The sequence below is a fragment of the Planococcus maritimus genome (assembly GCF_001687625.2).
Classification (GTDB): domain Bacteria; phylum Bacillota; class Bacilli; order Bacillales_A; family Planococcaceae; genus Planococcus; species Planococcus maritimus.
Genome location: NZ_CP016538.2, coordinates 270,599 through 290,304, shown reverse-complemented (window position 1 = coordinate 290,304; position 19,706 = coordinate 270,599). Strand labels below are relative to the sequence as shown.

Below are 19,706 nucleotides of genomic sequence, written 5' to 3'. Positions count from 1 at the left end.
AGCTTTTTTGCGTTTCGGGAAGCAAGATCCCTATTTTTCTATTTTCCTTCAATCGCTGTTACGATTTGCTGGGCCAAATCTTTGCCGTTTTGAATGCATGCGCCGATACCGACCCCGTAATAGGAGGAACCTGCCAGATAGACGCCAGGGTAAGCGCCCGAAAGTCGCGCTTCAAGCGACATGACCGCCGTTTTATGGCCCATATGGTAGTTTGGCATGAGCTCGTTCCACGGCGTTACTTCGACGACCGAAGGCGTTTGCTCGATGCCCAGACTTTTCTGGACATCTACCTTGGCTTTTTCGGCAAGTTGTTCATCCGTCGCGTTTTGCAATTCAGCGAATAGCGGATTGATGCTCTTGTAAAACAAGCGTACCAATAATTTATGCTGCGCCGAGGTATGCGGCCATTTACGGCTCGTCCATGTGCAGGCATTGCACACCAAATCACTGCCTTCCGACACGATAAAGCCGGTGCCATCTGCCGGCAATTGGTCATCTGGCAAATCATATCCCAAGTACACGCTGATCAAAGACGAATTAAGCAATTGGCCAAATTCCTCATCAAGCGTCTCATCTTTCACCAAGGCTTGGGCGTGCTGGTGCGGAATCGCCAAAATAACGAAATCCGCCTCGCTCGATGTCCCGTCTGAAAAGCCTATTTTGTAACGGCCATCTTGTTTGTCCAAAGAATTCGTCTCGATTCCTTTTCGAATCACTGCTGTTTCCATTTGCTGTTCGAGACGGTCGATCAATGCGACCATGCCGCCATCGAAAGAAATGAATTTTTTATTCGCCGCCCCTTGGAATGTCTCTTTATGCGCTTCGAATCCTTTGATGATACTGCCGTAGTCATTTTTGTAATCAATCAAATAGGGCAAGGTCGACGCTAAGGTGAGCTCGCGCAATGAACCTGAATAAACGCCGGATAAGACAGGCGCAATTTGTTGGTCCACCAACTCTTTTCCAAGAAACGCCTCCAGGAATTCCCCAATCGAGCTGTCTTTGGTAAAACGGTCGTTGACAGTTTCAAAGTCTTGCATCGCCCGTTCTTTCCCTTGTTGCGACACGAGTGTCGAGCTAAATAATGCTTCACGGTCCATCGGGATACCGAATACGGTGTTTTTGGGAATGGCGTGTAGCTTGTTATCGGTATACAGATAAGAAATGCCGGTCCCGTTGTAAACCATCTGTTCTTCGAGACCGAGCTCTTCAATAAGCGGCAGTACACTGGCGTGGCGTGCGACGATTGAATCCGCCCCCACTTCCATCGCAAAACCGTCTTTTTTCACCGTACGGATCTTCCCGCCCAGTTGCTCTTCCTTTTCAATCAATTCGAGTTCCAATTCGAGCCCGTGCTGCTGTTTCATCCGCTCTAAATAATGCATGGCGGAAAGGCCTGTAATTCCTCCACCGATGACCACGGCTTTCTTCATCCGAATCACTCCTTGCTTATATATCAAACTAAAGAAATCTAAATTATCAAAAGACGAACTATGTTAATGGTGTCTAAATGGAGCAAAACCGCGGAGACTCCCGCGGGAAAGCGAGACAGGCAAGACCCCGCAAGGCGCAAAGCGACTGAGGAGGCTTGGCGCTCGCCCGCAGGAAAGCGTAGCGGTTTTGCGGAATGTTATGAAGTCTTAACTTCAACTTATATAGTAATTATTTTATCAAGAAACCAGTATTCCGACAGAAGGCAATATGTCATTTTCAACACGATTTTAGCCATTCATGGTAGGATTTAACCGAAGGCATTAAAAGGATAGGAGAGGTTCAATTTGCTGAATCCAATTGACCAATTGATCATGGAAAGAAGATCGATAAAAAAATTCAAACCCGACGCTGTCGATGTCGAAGAAATCATCGAGCTGCTCAATGTCGCCAAATGGGCACCTAACCATAAAGTAAACGAGCCTTGGCGCTTCCAGCTGTACGCTGGTGCCGGAAAAGAAAAATTCGTCCAGGCATTTCTCGAGTCGATGAAAACACCGGACGGCGATATCCCGCAAAAAGCGCTCACGAAAGCCCAATACTTCCGAGACATTCCGCTCCATCTCGTCGCCATTATGCCAGTTGATCCTCGCCAACGACGTTTCGACGAAGACTACGGAGCGCTTAGTTCCATGCTGCAAAATTTCCAATTGGCTGCTTGGCAGCGCGGCATCGGCATGATTTGGCGCTCAAACGACTGGATTTACAACCCCGTCTTCCGTGAGGCAATCGGAGTGGAACCCGGCGAGAAAATCGTTGCGACCATGATGATGGGCTATCCTGCACACGTACCAGAAAAACAAGCACGTACCGATGTGCGCGAAAAGCTCGAAATCATCGATCAATAATCAAGAAAAAGAGCATCAGCTTTGATGCTCTTTTTTCTGTTCTAAGACTGATAAAGCCCCGACAGCACCGGAATATTCGCCATTGTCTGGGAATAGTGGCGTCGAGCCGCGCAGTATGGTGTAGCTGGTGACGACTTCTTTCAACAAAGCATTGTCGCTGAAGGAAGAGCCAATATAGACAATCGTCGAACTGCGGCATTGGCGCGCTGCATGAACACTGACCGTACTGACTGTTTCACCGACCAGACCAATGACTGTCGCCAGCAATTCCTCTTTCGACAATTCATGGGAAATGGCAAACAAGTCCTGGCCAAAATTACTGGCCGTCAACTCACCCGAAATGGGCGGCTCTTTGCCTTCATAGATATGCTTCACTTTCAAATCGATGCGTTCGCGCGAGCCGCGCTTAGCGTGTTCAACGATTTCATCAAAGCTGGTGATGCCTGTCAATAAATGGCTGAGGCCGATCAACGTCCCGCCTCCAATGCCTGTGCCGCCTAGGCGTTCCTGTGAATTGTCCTGCACGCAATGAATCGATGTGCCCGTTCCGACATTGGTGACCAAATAAGCTTCATGGTGAAGTCCCATGCGTTCGAGCAATACTTGAACACCTAAGTGAGTCGCTTCAAATTCCACCATTTCCTGGACCGGCTGTTCCAGCAAAGAGGCTAGCACACCTGACTTTCCGCCAGTCACACATACTTCACTAACCGGCAGCCCATTAATCCACTCTGCTACTAAACCGATGTCAGCAATTGGGTGTTTCGCAAACTGGACCTCACCCTCATCGGTATATGCCACTTTGATCAGTGTCCCGCCCGCATCTATTCCGACTTTCATCTATTTGCACCTTCTCTTCTTAAAAGCACTTTTACTGCCTTACAATAGTTTTTAACATATGGAGAAATTCTAACATATTCGCGCTATAAGCGGGAGGAGTTTGCCCAGTTCCGCTTTGCCCGTCTGTGAATTTTCGCTTTTTAGGATTGAACACTCAAAATAGGGGAATAGTATTTTCAGCAGCCTGTTTAATAACTCGGACTGAATTTTCTTTGCTTTTGCAAGGAAGATTTTGTGGGAGGTGATTAAATGGGGAAAATCCAGGGAATACCGAAATTGCTTGAATACTTAGAGCAGCGAAGTTGCCCCATGACAGAGGAGCAGATTCAGCAACTCCTGTCGAAACGAACCATTCCGCATGCCCGCCCTTATGGCGACATGATCCTGTTCGACACAAACCATATTGAATGGTGGATTGAAGAGCAGCGGAAAACGGATAAATTAGTGACGGATTAAATGCAAAAAACCCTCAGACTTTGTGTCTGGGGGTTTTTGAATGTTTGCTGTTAACGGCCCGAGCCATTGCCATAGGAATTGCTGAGAATCTTGAACAATTGCTCGAATTTATTCAGAATATCGAGCGCCAGCAGGCCATTGCCTTCCGCCGTCTTCGGATAGCCAAGAGGAATCGTGCGCCGGACAAGCTGGGCATACAATTCCGCCTCGGTCAGCTCCCGGTCAAACTCACGCTCGGAAATATTGCGGATCAATGCTAAAGCTCCCGATACATGCGGCGTCGCCATCGAAGTACCGGATAAGCTGGCGTATTTCCCTTCCAGATACGTCGAATAGATGTTGATGCCCGGCGCGACCAAATCGATTTCGTTATTGGTATTGCTGAACGGGGCGATGCGGCGGTCGAAATCGACAGCGCCCACTTGAATGACTTCGCCGTAAGCACCCGGATAAGCGAATTCATCCGTATCGTATGCATCGTCTCCTTCATTGCCGGCTGCGCAAATAACCGGGATTCCGGCGTCCACTGCGCGCTTGACCGCTTCGTATAACTCCGGATGGTCTTCAGGGCCTCCGAGCGACATCGAAATAATCGTGGTCTTTTCCCCGTTCGGGCCGCGCCAATCGATGGCGTAATGAATGCCCGCAATAATGCCTTCGTAACTGCCGCTGCCTTGTTTATCGAGCACTTTGACGACAAGTAAATCGGCGAGCGGCGCGACACCGACCACACCGTCTTCATCCGTAAGCGAAGCAGCAATCGTCCCGGCTACATGGGTGCCGTGGCCGTTGTAATCCTCAAACTGTTCAGGGTCTCCAGCGTCATCGTGTGTGAAATTACGGCCGCCCACAATCCGCGCTGACAGATCGGGGTGGTCGCTCTGGCAACCGGTATCCAAGACAGCCACAACATTGCCTTTGCCGTGTTCGGCGCTTTCCCACACTTCAGGAGCCTGAATCATCCGCACCCCCTCCGGAATGCGTGGCGGGGCTGCCGTCACTTGTTCAACGCGGTATGGAATCAAATGAATATTGTTCATCGAAAATTCCTCCTTCAGCTCGTTTCGTTCATTCTACCTGATAGCCGCAGTTAAAATCAAACATTTGTTCGCTTTTTGAATTGGAAAGTTCTTGTTATTAATTTCGAGAAAGAGACAGGAATTTCCTTCTTATTGAAGAACACAAGAAAGACACCAAAAGATGAGGAGACCTAAAATAATGACAACTTGGCTATTGTACGGAGCGACAGGCTATACAGGAAAATTAATTGCACAAGAAGCTGTTGAGCGTGGAATGCGGCCCGTGTTGGCTGGACGCAGCAAGGAAAAAGTACAGCCGCTCGCCGAAGAACTCGACTTGGAATTCCAGATTTTCGAATTAAATGACCAAACAGCTGAGCAGTTGGCAGGCATCGACCTTGTGCTTCATTGCGCAGGGCCTTTTGAGAAGACCAGCAAACCGATGATTCACGCTTGCCTAAAAGCCGGCGCTCATTACCTCGATATCACGGGGGAAATCAGCGTTTTCGAACACACCCATTCCTTGCACGAAGAAGCGCTGCAAAAAAACATCATTTTATGTTCTGGTGTAGGCTTTGACGTTATCCCGACCGACTGCACTGCTTTAAAGCTAAAGCAGGCTTTGCCTGATGCTATCGAGCTCGCACTTGGATTTGATTCGGACTCAGGCATCTCCCCCGGTACCATGAAAACGATGGTCGAAGGGCTAGGTGGCGGCAATACCGTCCGTAAAGAAGGCCAATTGACGGATACTGCGATTGGTAAACAACAGCGACTGATCGATTTCGGGCGCGGAAAGAAATCTGCCATGGCGATCCCTTGGGGAGACGTGGCCACCGCTTATTACACGACCGCGATTCCGAATATTTCAGCATGGATTCCAACACCCAAAGCAGCTATTTATGCAGCACGGCTCATGAACGTGGCGAGTCCTTTGCTGTCTTCCGAAAAAGTGAAGCAGCCTTTATTGAGATGGGTCGAACAAGGTGTAGAGGGACCAAACCAGGAAGAACGCGCTGGCAGTGCCGCGTATATTTGGGGCCAAGCCAAAAATGCAGATGGCGTTGTTAAAACGTGCCGGATCCGCACTGCGAATGTTTATGACCTGACCGTATATGGAGCGCTCGAAGTGACACAGCGCTTATTATCAGGTGATTATGCAAGTGGCAGCTGGACGCCCGCTGCCTTGTTTGGACCGGACTTGCTCGAAAGCTTGCCAGGATCCGGCCGCTTTGAAATCGACAGCTTCTACCCTGGCAACGCCAACTAAATTTAAGCAAAATTAAAAGGCTGACGAAATATCAGCCTTTCATAGATTGTCAAGAATGTTTAGAAATCGTATTTTCCGAAGCTTATCGCTCGCTTTCCGTGGGCTCGCGCCCAAGCCTCCTCAGCCGCTTCGCTGCTTGCGGGGTCTCGGTCGTCTCGCTGATCCACAGGAAAGATAAGGTTGACCTACGGGAGACCTTATCTTTGCGAAAGTAATGCGCAGCATTATTGAGCAGAAGGGCTTACGAGCGGACACTTCTCCAAATACTTAGAGAGGTTACTGATTTTTAAATGTTGAAAAGATGCTTCCAATTTAATTCATAACTGATTAATAGACTTCTTCAACACTCTGAAAAAGGCTGACTATGCGTCAGCCTTTTAGTAATTGCATGCGTTTATTGAATAAGGTTGGATAAGATAAATATCCGAGGAAAACGCTTGTGACAGCCGCTGTCGTCAACAATAAGAACATGATTAGCAACTGGAACTGCACCGCTTGGATCGGGTCTGCGCCCGCGATGATTTGCCCGCTCATCATGCCGGGCAACTGGACGAGTCCAACGGTTTTCTGGCTCTCAATCGTCGGGATCATACTCGCTTTGATCGAATTGATCAACTGGCGGTGAATTGCTTGTTTCGGCGTTCCGCCAAGCGACAAGATCAATTCGGTCTGGTCCTGATGATCTTCAACTTCCGCTGTGAAACGGTTCAAGAACAAGATCGACAGCACCATCGAGTTACCGATCACCATGCCGCTGATCGGAATGATGTATTGCGCGGTAGCCGGTGTAATATTAAAGCCGACCAAAATCCCTTGCGTCAATACTTCCACAAAAATCAGGGTGACGGCGATTTTCCAAGTAATTCCTTGGATGGCCGCCCCTTTTTTCTGCGCGTTATGGGTGGCCGCTACAATCATCAGTGCAACCATCAAGAAAATATATAGCAAACTTTCGGAGTCGAAGACGAATTTCAGCACATACCCGACGGCGAGCAGTTGAACAATCGAACGCAGCGTCGCAACGGTCATGTCCCGTCCGAGTCCTAAATTCAATGTTTTCGATAAGAGCAAAGGAATGAGAACAAAAATGAGCGTCAGTGATAAAGCCCAATAACTCATGACACCACCCCTTTCACGAACTCTTCCACACGGTCGTTTTTAGGATCTTCTAGCAAGGAACTTTCGCCAGTTTCCACTACCTGGCCATCCATCATGACCCATGTATAGTCGCCGATTTCGAGCGCTTGTTGAAGGTTGTGGGTGATCCAAATGATCGTCGTGCCGTATTTTCGGTTGATCTTGCTGATTAGCTCTTCCACTTCATGCTTAGAGGCGCGGTCAAGCGACGACGTGATTTCATCCATCAACAAAATCTCCGGCTTATTGACGAGCGTTCTTGCGATGGATACTTTCTGGCGCTGCCCGCCTGACAATTCTTTTACTTTACGGTCCAGCAAGTCACCTTTTAAGCCCACGTCTTCAAGCAGCTCTAGGGCATCTTCTTTCGCTAGTCGCTGCCCTTGCAAGTCCAAAGGCAAATTCAAGTTTTCATAGACCGTGCCGCTGATCATCGGTGCGCTCTGCAGCGCCATCCCAACCATTCGGCGCAATTCCACGGGATCGTAATCGCCAATCGCTTTGTCTTTGACAAAAATTTCGCCATTTTCCGGGGAAATCAGGCTATTGCACAATTTAAGTAAAGTCGACTTCCCGGCCCCCGAAGGACCTACTAAAGTCGTGATGCGGCCTTGCGGAAATGAACCGGTAATATTGCTTAAAATCTCTGTGTCTCCGATGCGGTAATCCACATGCTGAAAATGGAGCGCTGGTTTGTACTGGGTGCTCATGCCCACACCTCCTAAATCTTCATTTTCTTATTTATAATTATTATAATGTAGCTATCATAGCACAACTTGATAAGCGAACCAAGTAATTGAGAATAACTATTTTTAATTGATAATACATATCAATTAAGCTGATTTCACAGTGGTTTTAAACGATAATTATTATCATTAAAACTAAAAATCCTTGCCGTAAATTCCATTCGGAACTTCCAAGTCGTCTCTTTCAAAATATGTGTCTAGGCCTGCATTAGTCAGCGTAAGCGTTCCCTATCCGGTGCGCATTCGTTTCCCGTATCCATTTCCCCTTCCCTGCCATTCTACTCAAAAAAAAAAAGAAGCCCGAACTTCCGGCTTCTCAATAATTAGCGTTTTTCAGTTTTTTGAAAGTCTTCACGAAACGATCAGGGTCTCTTGGCACTTTGTAGGTCAAGACGCCGCGATACGTATGCAAATACAATAGATTGGCATTATCAGAAAACGTTTTATAAGAAATGTCCCAAACGTGCATCAAATTGAATTCTTTCGTCGAGGCAATCAATTTATCTTCGTATAAATGAATTTCGTATTCGGTGTGGATGATTTTCATCTGGCCGGCTACAATCGAGCGTTCCGTGTCAACGTACGTAATGGAAGACAGCGAGCTTTTCGGATCCATTCGGTTCGCCTCCCGGCTGTTTTTCTAAAGTCTACTGCACCCGCGCCGGTCTATGCAACTGATACGCAGCCTACATTTCATCGAAATATTCGTTTATCAAATCCCCGCATACCCCGATAGCTGCAGCGCTGCCTTCACCCGCAGCAATAACGAGTTGCGACGGGACAATCAGCGAAGCGTCCCCAGCCGCATAGACATTCCAGACATTGGTTCGTCCGTAGTCGTCGGTCAAAATGCCGCCATGCTCGGTTTGCTTGCAGCCGAGCTCTTTGGCAAAATTCGTGGCGTGGCTCCATAAAGGTGTCACGAACCCGGCACTGCGGTCGATCAAGGTGCCGTCTTCGAGCCGGACGCTTTGCAGCTGGCCGTTCTCTCCTTCAAGGCCGGAAATCGGATCTTCGTAAACTTTGATGCCTTTGGCGAGCAGTTTTTGCTTTTGCTCCTCTTCTAATCGCCCTTCTCCGTTCGTGAAAACCGCCAAGTCACGGCTCCACGTATAGACTTCCTTTGCCAACGTGAAGACTTTTTTATCAGCGATGACCGCGAGCGGCTGATCGCGCATTTCCCAGCCATCGCAATATGGGCAGCTGAATAGGCTCGTGCCGTAGAACTTCTCAATATCTGGCACGTTCGGCAGCTCTTCTTTTAAACCAGCCGCAATGATGATTTTAATGCTATGAAAAACCTTTCCACTAGCGGTCGTTAATTCATAATGCGTTTCCGAAATTCGGTTAATTTGGACGACACGCTCGTTTTCTGTTTGGACGCTTCCGTATTTGCGGATTTCTTCGCGTCCTAGCCGCTTGAGTTCCTCCGGACAAACCCCGTCCCTCGTAATGAAGCCATGCGCTTCGCGGGTCACCAAATTGCGCCCATTATCGTCATCAAATAACACAGCTTTCTTTCTCGAACGGCCGAGCACCAACGCGGCATTCAAGCCTGCAGGTCCTCCGCCAATAATGGCACAATCGTATCGCATAGCGTTCATCCTTTTCTACTGTCGTTTCCTCCCTCTTCCCGCTTCACTTTTTCGCTAAACAAGATACCTGCTAAAAAAACCGATTGCCAGGGACTCTCCCAGACAACCGGTTTCTGACTGCATTCTCTTTAATGCTCGCTTTATTATTGAATCAATTCACGCAAGGCCTGTACGAAAAATTCGTTTTCTTCCTGTGTGCCGATTGAGACTCTCACGTATTCCGGAAGGCCCCAACCTTTGCCATAGCGGACAATCACGCCTTTTTTCATCAGCTCCTGGTAAAGTGTTTCGCCTTCATCGCCTAATTTAACCAATACGAAGTTCGCCATGCTCTTCGTATACGGGAGGCCCAGTTCTTCAAAGGCTCCATATAGATACTCGAGCCCGCGGGTATTGATTTCACGTGATTGCGTCACGTGCTCATGGTCTGACACTGCGGCTGTCGCAGCGAGCTGCGCCAAGGTATTGACGTTAAACGGCTCTTTCACTTTTAAGATCGACGTAATGATTGAATCCGCCGCGATTCCGAACCCAACGCGCACCCCGGCAATGCCGTAGATTTTCGAGAAGGTTTTCAAGGTCAATAGCGGGTAGCCTTGGCGGATGAATTCGGTGCCATCCGTGTAATCTTCTGCGTCCGCATAATGGCTATATGCAGCATCAAAGACTACCAATGTATCGCCTACAGCGTCCAATAACTTCTGGACATCCTGTTTCTTCATATAAGTCCCAGTTGGGTTGTTGGGCGAGCAAATGTAGATGATTTTCGTTTTGTCGGTCACTGCCGCGATCATGGCGTCGACATCGAATGCGAAGCCTTGTGCAAATGGCACTTTCACGACCTTGGCACCCATAATATGCGCACCAAAATCATATTCGCTGAAAGATGGATCCGGCACGATAATTTCATCGTCTGGTTCTAGGAAGGCTTCCGAGATGAGCGTGATCAGTTCATCCGCGCCATTTGTCGGAATCACTTGCGTTTTTTCAACGCCATGCTCTTTGGCAATCGCCGCCTTTAAGTCACTAGCATCAGCATCCGGGTAGCGGTTCAAACCGAGTACGCCTTGTTCGATGGCTTTGACAGCCTGTTTCGACGGGCCAAGCGGATTTTCATTCGATGCCAATTTAATGACGCGCTCCAAACCTAATTCTTGTTGTACTTCCCAAATCGGCTTGCCTGGTGAGTAAGGCTGGATGTGATCCAAGGTTTTACGTGCTTTGATATTCTCCAAATTCGCCATTATGTACGCCTCCGTCATCTAATTTTAATCATGCTGAATGAATATGTACTGCCACCGATAATGATACCATTAAAGCTCGATTTGCTGCATATCCACTCTAGTCAAAGAAAAATAATAGTCTCTATTATTACAGAAAAATCTCTTTCCTGAAAGGCGCACGGCCTACAATTTGAAACCCTTACCTAAATGTGGTTTACTTTAACGAGACTGACGAAAGAGGAGTTTTCACATGATTAAAAAAATGACATTTGTTTTTGCCCCATTCGCCCTCGCCTTAGTGCTCGGCGCATGTTCTGATAATGAAGAATCTGCCGCTAACGAAGAAACAGCGGCTCCAGAAACCGAACAGACTGAAGAAGGCACTGAAGAAGGCACCGAAGAAGCAGCTCCGGCTGAATCGGTACTTGAACTTCCTGAAGAAGACGCCGTCGTGGCAGTCGTCAACGGCGAAGAAATTCAAGGAAAAGTGTACAATAGCGTGGCTCGCCAGTTCGAATCCACCTTGCTTTCCCAAGGACAGGACCCATCAACTGAAGAGAACCTTCAATTGATCGAAGATGAAGCAATGTCTGTCGTCATCGGCAACGCGGTTCTCTTGCAAGATGCCAAAGAAAAAGGCCATGAAGCAGATGAAGCTGTCGTCGAGGAGCGCATGGAAGAATTGAAAGCCAATTTTGAAGACGAAGACGCCATGAACGAAGCGCTTGCTGAGACCGGCTTTACTCTTGAAGAAATGGAAGAGCAATTGCGTGAACAGCTCGTCTACGAAAGCTATATGGAAAACGAAATCGATGCACCTGAAGTGACCGATGAAGAAGTCCAGGCAGCTTATGACCAATTCGCTGAAAGCTCAGAAGAAGAAGCTCCGGCTTTCGAAGAAATGGAACCGACCATCCGACAGTCGTTGCAAGAACAAAACGATCAGGAAGCTACATTTGCACGCGTCGAGGAACTGCGTGAAGACGCTGAAATTGAAGTGAAACTGTAAACTCAAAACCCCTCGCCTTAATGGGCGAGGGGTTTTTTTCGGGCTCTTATACTTAAAACCTATTCAGCGAGACGCTCTTTACAAAACGCCAACACTTCCTGTTCTTCTTCTTCGTCTAACGCAAAATCCAGCGGTTTTTCACTTTCGCTGTCGATAAAATGATAATCGGCAATACGCGCGATGCCATCTTCCACTGCCAAGATCAAGCGCAGGTCAAGACCGCCCGGACGGTACAGCTCGTCTTCTTCGTCCACCTTGATCGCCATCGTATACTCAAAGCGCTCCCCTGCCAGGATGCCAGTCGGGTCTTGCAATTTTTCTACTTCGTAATTAATGATTTCCATTATTGCACCTCCATTGCTCTATTTTAGCTTTCATCCGGCCATTTGAATAGCATAGCGGAAAGCTTGGGCGTTTAAATGAAAGAGATACGGGAAAACACCAAGCAGACATAAAAAATTAGGAGTGGATTTTGATGAAAGTATTAGTTCTAGGAGCAAATGGCCAAGTAGGCCGCAATATTGTAGAAGAATTAACCGAAAAAGGCCACGACGCGGTAGCGATGATCCGCAAAGAAGAGCAGCGCGAAGAGATGGAAAAACGCGGCGCGAAAAAAATCGTCCTTGGTGACTTGGAGAAAGATTTCAGCCATGCATTCGACGATGTCGACGCAGTCATTTTCGCCGCAGGATCAGGCCCGAACACAGGCGCTGATAAAACCTTGACGATCGACCTATGGGGCTCTGTCAAAGCAGCAGATTACGCGAAGCAAAAAGGCGTCAAACGCTTTGTCCAACTTGGTTCGGTCGGTTCTGACAATCCGGAAGCAGGTGGCGAGGAAATGAAGCCTTACCTCGTGGCGAAGCGTACAGCGGATGATCTTCTTTTACAAAGCGGCCTCGATTATACAATCGTACGCCCAGGGCCATTATCAGATGACGAGAAAACTGGCCACATCGAAGCAGTCGCACACTTTGAGTCCTTCGAAAACCGTTCGATTCCACGTGCAGATGTAGCACGTACACTCGCTGAAGTGGTCGATCGTAAAAACACCTACGGAAAAGTCTTCGAAATCCTGCAGGGCGAAGCTGACATCGCTCAGGAACTCGACCGCCTGTAAGCTTTAGGCAGATGGCGTTCACGGCATTTCTATGGTAGACTAGCTTTACGATAATAGAGGACGTGATAACATGATTAATATTCAAGCACCGAAAGCTGACATTACGATTACTCAGCGCAAACAAGAAATTCAAGGCGATGAAGCAGTCATCAAACCACTTTTTGGGTTTATTGACTTGCATGAAATCCCGCGCGATAAAGGCGGCATCATCCAGTTCTTCAATCACAGCGGCGAGTTATTGTTTGTCGGCAAAGCCCGCAAACTGCGCCAGCGCGTGAAAAAGCATTTCGAAGACAATGTCTCGCCATTGAAAAACCATCGCGATGAAGTTCACCGCATTGCGGTTTCCATTGTGGAAGACCCAATGGAACGTGAAATTTATGAGACTTACCTGATCAATACAGGAAAAGCGAAATACAACGTCGATAAAGTATTTTATCGCGACTAAGACAAACGGACGCTCCGAATAGAGCGTCCGTTTTTTTGTTTCCGGCTTTGCCTCCCCTATCCTGGCGCTTAGATTTTCAACTAACCGGACTCAAATAAATCTTTTCCCAGGTTTTATGAGACTGTGAAAAAGGAATAGTAGTGTAAAATCACGTTCTTTGGAGGAACTTATTATGTCTACACACGCCAAGCCAGTCCCAGCAGCCGATTGTCATAGCGAATATGGCACCTTGCGCCATGTGCTCCTATGCCCGCCGCGTTTCATGGAAATCAGAGACGTTATTAACGATGTGCAAAAGCAATATAAAGACGAAAACATTGACGTTACGAAAGCCCTTCGCCAACACGATAATTTTGTGGAGGCGCTGGCTAAAGAAGGCGTGGATACGGCTTTTTTGGAAGCTTCGGAAGAATATCCAGAGCAAGTATTTACACGGGACATTGGCTTTACGATTGGCGACACAGTTTTCATCAGTGAAATGGCCGCCGAAGTCCGACAAGGCGAAGAACAGGTGCTGCAGCAATGGCTTGAAAATACAGACATCCACTTTAAGCATCTACCCGGACACCGCATTGAAGGTGGCGACGTACTAGTGGACCGCGATACGGTATTCATCGGCATCAGTAGCCGCACGTCTAAAAAAGCAATCGGTGCATTGCAGAGTCAGGTATCCGGCTTCCGTGTCGTCCCCCTTCAGCTCAATGAGAAATATTTGCACTTGGATTGTGTCTTCAATATTTTGTCGCCGACCGAAGCGCTCATTTTCCCAGAAGCGCTGGAACAAGCATCCATCGACATGCTGCGTGAGCGCTATACGCTGATCTCTGTCGAATCTGACGAGCAATTCAAGCTCGGCACAAATGTGTTGTCAATCGGGGACCGCCGCGTCGTTAGCCAGCCGCAAAACATCAAGGTCAATCAACAGCTGCGCGATCGTGGTTTCCGTGTCATTGAAACCGACTTTTCGGAAATCATCAAATCCGGCGGCGCTTTCCGCTGCTGCACGATGCCCATAGCTCGGTGATAAACAGAAAAGCTGCCCGCATCAGCGGGCAGCTTCTTTCATTTGTCTATTTTTCTCTATTCATGGTCGGCTTGCTGCGTATGCAAGCGGCTCGCACGTGCCAATTCGACGAACCTCGCCATCATATCGGTGCCTTCTGGCGTGCCGATGGATTCCGGGTGGAACTGCAGGCCGTAGACCGGATAGTCTTTATGTTTAATCGCCATCATCGTGCCATCATCCAACGCTTCTGCCTGTATAGTAAAACATTCAGGCAAGGATGCCTTTTCGATCGCCAGCGAATGATAGCGCATGACAGGCACCCGCTCGTTCATGCCAGCGAACAAGTCCGTTGCGCTATGTGAAACGTCCGAGACTTTGCCGTGGCGAATAGCAGGCGCTTCTGTGACGCGGCCGCCAAATGCTTCCCCGAGCAATTGCTGACCTAGGCAGATGCCAAGAATCGGCACATCGCGGTAAAGTTCACGGATCAACTCGAGCGATTCAGGTACGTCTCTCGGATGACCTGGGCCAGGAGACAAAATAATTGCCTCAGGCTGTTTGCTGCGGATGTCATCCAAGCTCAATTGGCCATAACGCACGACTTCCACCTCTTCGCCGAGAGCCGCCACCGCTTGATAGATATTGTAAGTGAAGGAATCGTAGTGATCGATTAAGAGAATCATCCAAACACCTCCGTCAACGAACGTGCTTTATGGAGCGTTTCCTCATATTCTGCCTGCGGTACCGAATCAAAGACGATGCCCGCTCCTGCTTGGACGTGGACTGTGTCATCTTTGACGACGAAAGTCCGGATAGCGAGCGCCACGTCCAAATTGCCATTAAAGCCAAGGTAACCGACGGCGCCTCCGTAAACACCGCGGCGTTCTTCTTCAAATTGCTGGATCAGCTGCAAGGCACGCACTTTAGGAGCACCGGACACTGTCCCAGCTGGCAGGCAAGAAACGAGCGCATCAAGCGGATGCATCGCCCCTTCGAGCTCACCTGTCACTTCTGAAACGATGTGCATAACATGCTGGTATTTCTCAATAACCATATATTTGGGAATCGCGACAGTGCCGACTTTTGCCACACGACCAACATCGTTGCGGCTCAGGTCAACGAGCATCTGGTGCTCTGCTCGCTCTTTTTCATCTCCAAGCAATTCATTCTCAAGCGCCAAATCTTCCGCTTCGGTCTTGCCGCGCTTTCGCGTGCCGGCGATCGGGTTGGTAACCATTTCCCCGCCGCGAATCGTCAATAGGCTCTCCGGCGAGGCCCCGACAACAGCATAGTCTCCGAAATCGATGAAAAATTGATAAGGCGATGGGTTTTGTTTGCGGAGCTTGCGATACAACGTGAACGCATCCCCCCGGTAATCTGCAGACAAGCGCTGCGACAACACCAATTGGAACACTTCGCCTTTGCGGATTTCCTGTTTGGCCAGTTCGACTTGCTCACGGAACCGTTCAGCCGTTGTGCCGGAATGAAAATTCAAAGTTTGGGGCTGGTCAACCGGATCTGTTTCCGCTGTCCGTTCTAACTGTTCGGCCACAGCGTCTGCACGTCCTTCAAACGAAATAACCGTGACCTCATGGCGGACATGATCAAACACGACAATCGTTTCGTATAGCTGCAAGTGGATATCCGGCATGTTCAAGCTGTCTTTCCGGGCACTCTCGACCGGCTCATAAGCGGCAATCGCATCGTATCCGATATAGCCAATCGCGCCGCCTGTAAACGGCAAACCTTCAATATCCCGATCGTCTTTTGGCATCAACTCTTTAATGCGTTCGAGCGGGCGACCTTGTTCCACCGAACGCTCACCGTTCCGATAATCGATCACTTCCAATTGATCTTGCAGTCCGATAAATGCTTTCGACGGATCTGCCGCGATAAATGAATAACGGCCGCTTGCGCTTGTTTTCAACGAGCTTTCCAATAAGCATTTATAAGGGCCTTCCAAACGATTGAACACCATGATCGGCGTCAAGCTATCGCCTTCTACTTTCTTGATCTGTACATCTTTTCTCATCTCGGCTCAACTCCTCTTCTTTCTGGGCACCGCCGATTCAATACAAAAAGCCCCCTGCACGAAATAAGACCATTTCGTACAGAGGACGGATCGACCGCGGTGCCACCTCATCTTGAAGCTCTCAGCTTCCACTTAAACCCCAGTAACGCGGGGCGAACGAGCCTGGTTATGACAGGCCACTCATAAGTCCATTCATGCACGTGCCACACCGGTTCTCAGCTACCACCGGCTCTCTTCAGAAGCTAACCATGCATTACTTTTCTTATTCAACGATTTTTTATGTGGCGCTTTGTTTCCGCAGTTTTGTGTGGTCCCGCGCAATTAAAAGCTTGTGACCATCTTATGGAATTCAAGCCCATCTGTCAACTGAAAGCAAACGCTCAATTTAGATAATTCTGTATTTATTTGAAGATTTGGGTTATAAATAATAGTAGTAGGATGTTTCTAAAATCGAAGGGGGTATCAGAACATGAAAAACAAACTTTGGCTGGCAACAGGAACAATAGGGCTCGGCTTCGTACTTGGCGCATGTGCAGGCGAAAGCGGCGGCGACTCTTCTTCTGAGAGCGGCGATGCGACGCAAATCAGCTTTATGCATTGGCGCGGAGAAGATAAAGCCGTGCTCGATGACATCATTGCGGATTTCGAAGAAGCGAATCCTGATATTCGCGTAGAACAGAACATCTATCCATCCGACCAGTACCAAGCGACAGCACAACGCATGCTGCAGGAAGGATCGACGGGAGATGTCTTCACGTCATTCCCGGGTGCGCAATTTGAATCCATCGAAAGCGCCGGCTTTTTTGAAGACTTGAGCGGAGAAGAATTCGTCTCAAATTTTGACGAAAGCCTGATCTCTGTCGGCCAGAAAGACAGCACACAGTACGCGCTGCCGTATCAATTGGTCTTCAATATGCCGGTCTATAACAAAGGCATGTTTGACGAACTGGGGCTTGAAGTGCCGAAAAGCTGGACCGAATTCCAAGAAATGGCCGACACTTTGCTCGAAAACGATATCACGCCAATTGCTTTCCCGGGCGCTGACATCGGGCCAAACCAGTTCATGAACAGCATGATGATGAACAATGCACCGGATGAAGAGGTTTTTGCGAAACTCCAAAACGGCGAGGAATCCCTGACCAATGAATGGTGGGTCAAAACACTCGAAGACTTTAAGCTTTTAGCGGACAAAGGCTATATCCAAGACGATGCGCTCGGCACCAATCAGGACTCCGCCATGGCGATGGTCGCGAATGAAGAAGCCGCCATGCTTGCGACCGGTTCTTACCATATGAATTCCTTGCTCAGCCTAAACCCGGATCTTGAACTCGATTTGCTTGCGCCGATTACAGTGGAAGAAAGCGAAGCCACTTACGAAGGCATCAATACGGCTACGTTCATGCTGGCCGTCAACAGCAATTCCGAGAAAAAAGACCAAGCCAAAGCATTCATCGACTATTTGAGCCAGCCGGAAGTGGCTTCCAAATACGCCAATGAAACCGGCCAGCACTTGACTGTCAACGATGTCGAATACGAATCTGAAGCCCTGCAGAACACATCGTATTGGATCGACGAACGCAATACGCGCTTCCAGCCGCGCTTTTTGATCACTAACGCCCAAATTGAGGATGCGGTCCTCAGTTCCATTGAAAACGTTCTTGGGGGCGAAGATCCAATGGCAGCGGCTGAAGCAGCCCAACAAATCGTAGAAGAAAACAGGGAATAACCAGTTTATGAAAATCTCCAAATCCATTTACTGGTTCTTTCTTCCGGGGCTTGTCCTTTACAGCTTGTTCTTTTTGTATCCAACCTTCAGTGCCCTGTTCTATTCGTTTACTGACTGGGATGGATTGAGTGAAGCCTTCCAGTTTGTCGGCATCGACAATTACACACGCGCATTTACGGGCGATTCGATTTTCCAAAAAACGATCGGCAATAACTTGAAGTTCATGCTGACAGTCGTTGTGTTCCAGACACTCGTGGCGCTTGCTTTTGCGCTGATCGTCATCAAGAACACGAAAACGAACGTGTTTCTCCGTGCGCTTTATTTTTTCCCAACCATTTTGTCTTCGGTATCGGTGGCGTTCATCTGGGCGTTCATCTACGATCCGTCGATGGGCATCTTGAATCAAGTGCTCCAGCTCGTTGGTCTTGATTTCCTGGCACAGAACTGGCTCGGCAATGCCAATATCGCGATTTACTCGCTCGCCATTACGCAAATCTGGTTCCACGCAGGCCAAATGCTGATTATCTTCGTTGCGGGGCTTCAAGCCATTCCTGAAGAATTGTACGAAGTGGCAAAAATTGAAGGCGCCAGCAAATGGCAGGCGTTTAGAAGCGTTACGTGGCCGTTGCTTGCACCTTCTGCTACCATCGTCGTCGCCTATACGACCATCCAATCATTTAAAGCATTCGACTTGGTGTTTGCGATGACCGGCGGCGGGCCGAACAACTCCACTGAAATCATCGCGACTTATATTTACGATGTCGCGTTCAAGAGCTATCAATTCGGCTACGCTTCGTCAATTTCCGTCATTTTCATGGTCATTATCGCCTTGATCACCTATCTACAATTCAAGGCCTTGCGTTCAGACCGCGTATCTTATTAAAAAGGGGCGGCAACTTTGCTGTTCAGGAAATTTTCACTGCTCATTTATGCGCTGCTGATCCTGATTCCGTTAGTGGTCGTCTTGTTGACGTCCGTTAAAACACTTCAGGAAACGTTCCGCGACCCGCTCGGCTTGCCAGACGGCGGTTTTAAATTTGATAACTATATTGCGATCTTTCAGGAACAAACCATGGCAGGCTATTTCCTCAATAGCACCATCGTCACTTTGTTTTCGGTTTCGCTCACCTTATTGCTCGCCGCCATGGTCGCCTTCGGCATTACACGCATGAACAATTGGATTGGCAATGGCTTGTTCGGCGTGTTCACGCTTGGCATGATGGTGCCAGCACAAGTCATCATGGTGCCGCTGTATTCGCTCATGCTGGATTTGGGGCTGACAAATAGCCTGCTCGGGCTTATTCTCGTCAACATCTCCTCGACTTTGCCGATTGCGGTCTTCATCTTGACCGGTTTCATGAAAACTTTGCCGAGGGAATTGTTTGAAGCGTCCACGATTGACGGCGCTGGCAATTGGAAGATGTTTACGAAAGTGGCCATTCCATTATCTTTACCATCTCTATCAGCTACCGCGATTTTTTTATTCGTCATGCACTGGAACGATCTATTGTATCCACTGCTGTTCATCACGGACAATGCTTATAAAACCTTGCCGCTCGCACTTCTTGAGTTTCAAGGGCAATATTCCACCAATTATCCGATGCTGTTCACAGGCGTTATCATCGCCTCAGCGCCAATGGTCATCGCCTACGTTTTCCTGCAACGTTACTTTGTCGCAGGCATCACGGCTGGTGCAGTCAAAGGATAATAAAAAGCCTCCGGAATCTTTCCGGAGGCTTT

21 protein-coding genes and 1 other annotated feature are annotated in these 19,706 nt (G+C 48.5%); of the genes, 10 read left to right on the top strand and 11 right to left on the bottom strand.

Going from position 1 to position 19,706, the window contains the following annotated elements; all coding sequences use genetic code 11:
* Positions 1–38 precede the first annotated feature (38 nt).
* Entirely contained in the window at positions 39–1,433 is a 1,395-nt protein-coding gene (locus tag BBI11_RS01600) for a protoporphyrinogen oxidase (RefSeq protein WP_068459993.1), read from the bottom strand.
* Between the two features lie 345 nt (positions 1,434–1,778).
* Here BBI11_RS01600 and BBI11_RS01595 point away from each other — a divergent pair, with 345 nt between their 5' ends.
* Positions 1,779–2,339 (top strand): nitroreductase family protein, encoded by a 561-nt coding sequence (locus tag BBI11_RS01595; RefSeq protein ID WP_313903517.1) that lies wholly within the window; start codon positions 1,779–1,781, stop codon positions 2,337–2,339.
* Between the two features lie 15 nt (positions 2,340–2,354).
* On the opposite strand, the gene coaW is transcribed toward BBI11_RS01595, so the two are convergent.
* Positions 2,355–3,179, bottom strand: coding sequence for a type II pantothenate kinase (gene coaW / locus BBI11_RS01590; protein ID WP_068459991.1), 825 nt, complete (start codon positions 3,177–3,179; stop codon positions 2,355–2,357).
* Between the two features lie 249 nt (positions 3,180–3,428).
* Between coaW and BBI11_RS01585 the strand changes: the two genes are divergently transcribed.
* A complete protein-coding gene (locus tag BBI11_RS01585; protein ID WP_068459990.1) occupies positions 3,429–3,635 on the top strand; it encodes a hypothetical protein in 207 nt (68 codons plus the stop codon).
* A gap of 50 nt (positions 3,636–3,685) precedes the next feature.
* On the opposite strand, the gene BBI11_RS01580 is transcribed toward BBI11_RS01585, so the two are convergent.
* Entirely contained in the window at positions 3,686–4,675 is a 990-nt protein-coding gene (locus BBI11_RS01580) for a S8 family peptidase (RefSeq protein ID WP_068459988.1), read from the bottom strand.
* 178 nt (positions 4,676–4,853) lie between these two features.
* Between BBI11_RS01580 and BBI11_RS01575 the strand changes: the two genes are divergently transcribed.
* Complete coding sequence (locus tag BBI11_RS01575) at positions 4,854–5,924, top strand: saccharopine dehydrogenase family protein (RefSeq protein WP_068459986.1); 1,071 nt, start codon at positions 4,854–4,856, stop codon at positions 5,922–5,924.
* Positions 5,925–6,293: 369 nt separating this feature from the next.
* On the opposite strand, the gene BBI11_RS01570 is transcribed toward BBI11_RS01575, so the two are convergent.
* From BBI11_RS01570 to hisC, 5 genes are all read right to left on the bottom strand, one after another.
* Positions 6,294–7,043: an ABC transporter permease gene (locus BBI11_RS01570; protein WP_068459984.1), complete on the bottom strand. Its 750-nt coding sequence runs from the start codon at positions 7,041–7,043 to the stop codon at positions 6,294–6,296.
* A complete protein-coding gene (locus BBI11_RS01565) occupies positions 7,040–7,771 on the bottom strand; it encodes an ABC transporter ATP-binding protein (protein WP_068459983.1) in 732 nt (243 codons plus the stop codon). Before BBI11_RS01565 ends, BBI11_RS01570 begins: the two co-directional genes overlap by 4 nt.
* A gap of 352 nt (positions 7,772–8,123) precedes the next feature.
* Complete coding sequence (locus tag BBI11_RS01560) at positions 8,124–8,423, bottom strand: hypothetical protein (RefSeq protein ID WP_068459981.1); 300 nt, start codon at positions 8,421–8,423, stop codon at positions 8,124–8,126.
* 70 nt (positions 8,424–8,493) lie between these two features.
* Positions 8,494–9,411 (bottom strand): NAD(P)/FAD-dependent oxidoreductase, encoded by a 918-nt coding sequence (locus BBI11_RS01555; protein WP_335645530.1) that lies wholly within the window; start codon positions 9,409–9,411, stop codon positions 8,494–8,496.
* A gap of 134 nt (positions 9,412–9,545) precedes the next feature.
* The gene (gene hisC, locus BBI11_RS01550) at positions 9,546–10,646 is read right to left on the bottom strand and encodes a histidinol-phosphate transaminase (protein ID WP_068459977.1); all 1,101 of its coding nucleotides are present in this window, start codon (positions 10,644–10,646) and stop codon (positions 9,546–9,548) included.
* A gap of 229 nt (positions 10,647–10,875) precedes the next feature.
* On the opposite strand from hisC, the gene BBI11_RS01545 reads away from it, so the two are divergent.
* Positions 10,876–11,634, top strand: a complete 759-nt coding sequence (locus tag BBI11_RS01545; protein WP_068459976.1) for a SurA N-terminal domain-containing protein — start codon at positions 10,876–10,878, stop codon at positions 11,632–11,634.
* 59 nt (positions 11,635–11,693) lie between these two features.
* Here BBI11_RS01545 and BBI11_RS01540 read toward each other — a convergent pair whose 3' ends face one another.
* On the bottom strand, positions 11,694–11,978 hold the full coding sequence (locus BBI11_RS01540) for a DUF6509 family protein (RefSeq protein ID WP_068459974.1): 285 nt from the start codon (positions 11,976–11,978) through the stop codon (positions 11,694–11,696).
* Positions 11,979–12,109: 131 nt separating this feature from the next.
* Here BBI11_RS01540 and BBI11_RS01535 point away from each other — a divergent pair, with 131 nt between their 5' ends.
* The 3 genes from BBI11_RS01535 to BBI11_RS01525 all read left to right on the top strand — a co-directional run bounded on the left by BBI11_RS01535 (position 12,110) and on the right by BBI11_RS01525 (position 14,226).
* Positions 12,110–12,754: an SDR family oxidoreductase gene (locus tag BBI11_RS01535; RefSeq protein WP_068459972.1), complete on the top strand. Its 645-nt coding sequence runs from the start codon at positions 12,110–12,112 to the stop codon at positions 12,752–12,754.
* Positions 12,755–12,824: 70 nt separating this feature from the next.
* A complete protein-coding gene (locus tag BBI11_RS01530; RefSeq protein WP_068459970.1) occupies positions 12,825–13,202 on the top strand; it encodes a nucleotide excision repair endonuclease in 378 nt (125 codons plus the stop codon).
* A gap of 172 nt (positions 13,203–13,374) precedes the next feature.
* Positions 13,375–14,226 carry a dimethylarginine dimethylaminohydrolase family protein gene (locus BBI11_RS01525; protein WP_068459968.1) on the top strand — a complete coding sequence of 284 codons (852 nt, stop codon included), beginning with the start codon at positions 13,375–13,377 and terminating at the stop codon, positions 14,224–14,226.
* Positions 14,227–14,282: 56 nt separating this feature from the next.
* On the opposite strand, the gene BBI11_RS01520 is transcribed toward BBI11_RS01525, so the two are convergent.
* Positions 14,283–14,891 (bottom strand): anthranilate synthase component II, encoded by a 609-nt coding sequence (locus BBI11_RS01520; RefSeq protein ID WP_068459966.1) that lies wholly within the window; start codon positions 14,889–14,891, stop codon positions 14,283–14,285.
* Positions 14,888–16,240, bottom strand: coding sequence for an anthranilate synthase component I (gene trpE, locus BBI11_RS01515; protein ID WP_068459964.1), 1,353 nt, complete (start codon positions 16,238–16,240; stop codon positions 14,888–14,890). The genes BBI11_RS01520 and trpE overlap by 4 nt, the downstream gene beginning before the upstream one ends.
* A gap of 78 nt (positions 16,241–16,318) precedes the next feature.
* Positions 16,319–16,519, bottom strand: a binding site (T-box leader).
* A 190-nt stretch (positions 16,520–16,709) separates the two neighbouring features.
* Between trpE and BBI11_RS01510 the strand changes: the two genes are divergently transcribed.
* From BBI11_RS01510 to BBI11_RS01500, 3 genes are read left to right on the top strand one after another with little or no spacing between them, the layout of a single operon-like run.
* Positions 16,710–17,966 (top strand): ABC transporter substrate-binding protein, encoded by a 1,257-nt coding sequence (locus BBI11_RS01510; protein ID WP_068459961.1) that lies wholly within the window; start codon positions 16,710–16,712, stop codon positions 17,964–17,966.
* A 7-nt stretch (positions 17,967–17,973) separates the two neighbouring features.
* The gene (locus BBI11_RS01505) at positions 17,974–18,849 is read left to right on the top strand and encodes a carbohydrate ABC transporter permease (protein ID WP_068459960.1); all 876 of its coding nucleotides are present in this window, start codon (positions 17,974–17,976) and stop codon (positions 18,847–18,849) included.
* A gap of 15 nt (positions 18,850–18,864) precedes the next feature.
* The gene (locus BBI11_RS01500) at positions 18,865–19,674 is read left to right on the top strand and encodes a carbohydrate ABC transporter permease (protein WP_068459958.1); all 810 of its coding nucleotides are present in this window, start codon (positions 18,865–18,867) and stop codon (positions 19,672–19,674) included.
* Positions 19,675–19,706: the final 32 nt, after the last annotated feature.

What these genes read in the sequence shown, in the direction of transcription:
- BBI11_RS01545 (WP_068459976.1), top strand. Translation starts at nt 10,876, where the DNA reads ATGATTAAAAAAATGACATTTGTTTTTGCCCCATTCGCCCTCGCCTTA.
- coaW (WP_068459991.1), bottom strand. Translation starts at nt 3,179, where the DNA reads ATGAAAGTCGGAATAGATGCGGGCGGGACACTGATCAAAGTGGCATAT.
- BBI11_RS01580 (WP_068459988.1), bottom strand. Translation starts at nt 4,675, where the DNA reads ATGAACAATATTCATTTGATTCCATACCGCGTTGAACAAGTGACGGCA.
- BBI11_RS01510 (WP_068459961.1), top strand. Translation starts at nt 16,710, where the DNA reads ATGAAAAACAAACTTTGGCTGGCAACAGGAACAATAGGGCTCGGCTTC.
- BBI11_RS01535 (WP_068459972.1), top strand. Translation starts at nt 12,110, where the DNA reads ATGAAAGTATTAGTTCTAGGAGCAAATGGCCAAGTAGGCCGCAATATT.
- hisC (WP_068459977.1), bottom strand. Translation starts at nt 10,646, where the DNA reads ATGGCGAATTTGGAGAATATCAAAGCACGTAAAACCTTGGATCACATC.
- BBI11_RS01565 (WP_068459983.1), bottom strand. Translation starts at nt 7,771, where the DNA reads ATGAGCACCCAGTACAAACCAGCGCTCCATTTTCAGCATGTGGATTAC.
- BBI11_RS01525 (WP_068459968.1), top strand. Translation starts at nt 13,375, where the DNA reads ATGTCTACACACGCCAAGCCAGTCCCAGCAGCCGATTGTCATAGCGAA.
- BBI11_RS01540 (WP_068459974.1), bottom strand. Translation starts at nt 11,978, where the DNA reads ATGGAAATCATTAATTACGAAGTAGAAAAATTGCAAGACCCGACTGGC.
- BBI11_RS01570 (WP_068459984.1), bottom strand. Translation starts at nt 7,043, where the DNA reads ATGAGTTATTGGGCTTTATCACTGACGCTCATTTTTGTTCTCATTCCT.
- BBI11_RS01585 (WP_068459990.1), top strand. Translation starts at nt 3,429, where the DNA reads ATGGGGAAAATCCAGGGAATACCGAAATTGCTTGAATACTTAGAGCAG.
- BBI11_RS01520 (WP_068459966.1), bottom strand. Translation starts at nt 14,891, where the DNA reads ATGATTCTCTTAATCGATCACTACGATTCCTTCACTTACAATATCTAT.
- BBI11_RS01555 (WP_335645530.1), bottom strand. Translation starts at nt 9,411, where the DNA reads ATGAACGCTATGCGATACGATTGTGCCATTATTGGCGGAGGACCTGCA.
- BBI11_RS01560 (WP_068459981.1), bottom strand. Translation starts at nt 8,423, where the DNA reads ATGGATCCGAAAAGCTCGCTGTCTTCCATTACGTACGTTGACACGGAA.
- BBI11_RS01575 (WP_068459986.1), top strand. Translation starts at nt 4,854, where the DNA reads ATGACAACTTGGCTATTGTACGGAGCGACAGGCTATACAGGAAAATTA.
- BBI11_RS01530 (WP_068459970.1), top strand. Translation starts at nt 12,825, where the DNA reads ATGATTAATATTCAAGCACCGAAAGCTGACATTACGATTACTCAGCGC.
- trpE (WP_068459964.1), bottom strand. Translation starts at nt 16,240, where the DNA reads ATGAGAAAAGATGTACAGATCAAGAAAGTAGAAGGCGATAGCTTGACG.
- BBI11_RS01505 (WP_068459960.1), top strand. Translation starts at nt 17,974, where the DNA reads ATGAAAATCTCCAAATCCATTTACTGGTTCTTTCTTCCGGGGCTTGTC.
- BBI11_RS01600 (WP_068459993.1), bottom strand. Translation starts at nt 1,433, where the DNA reads ATGAAGAAAGCCGTGGTCATCGGTGGAGGAATTACAGGCCTTTCCGCC.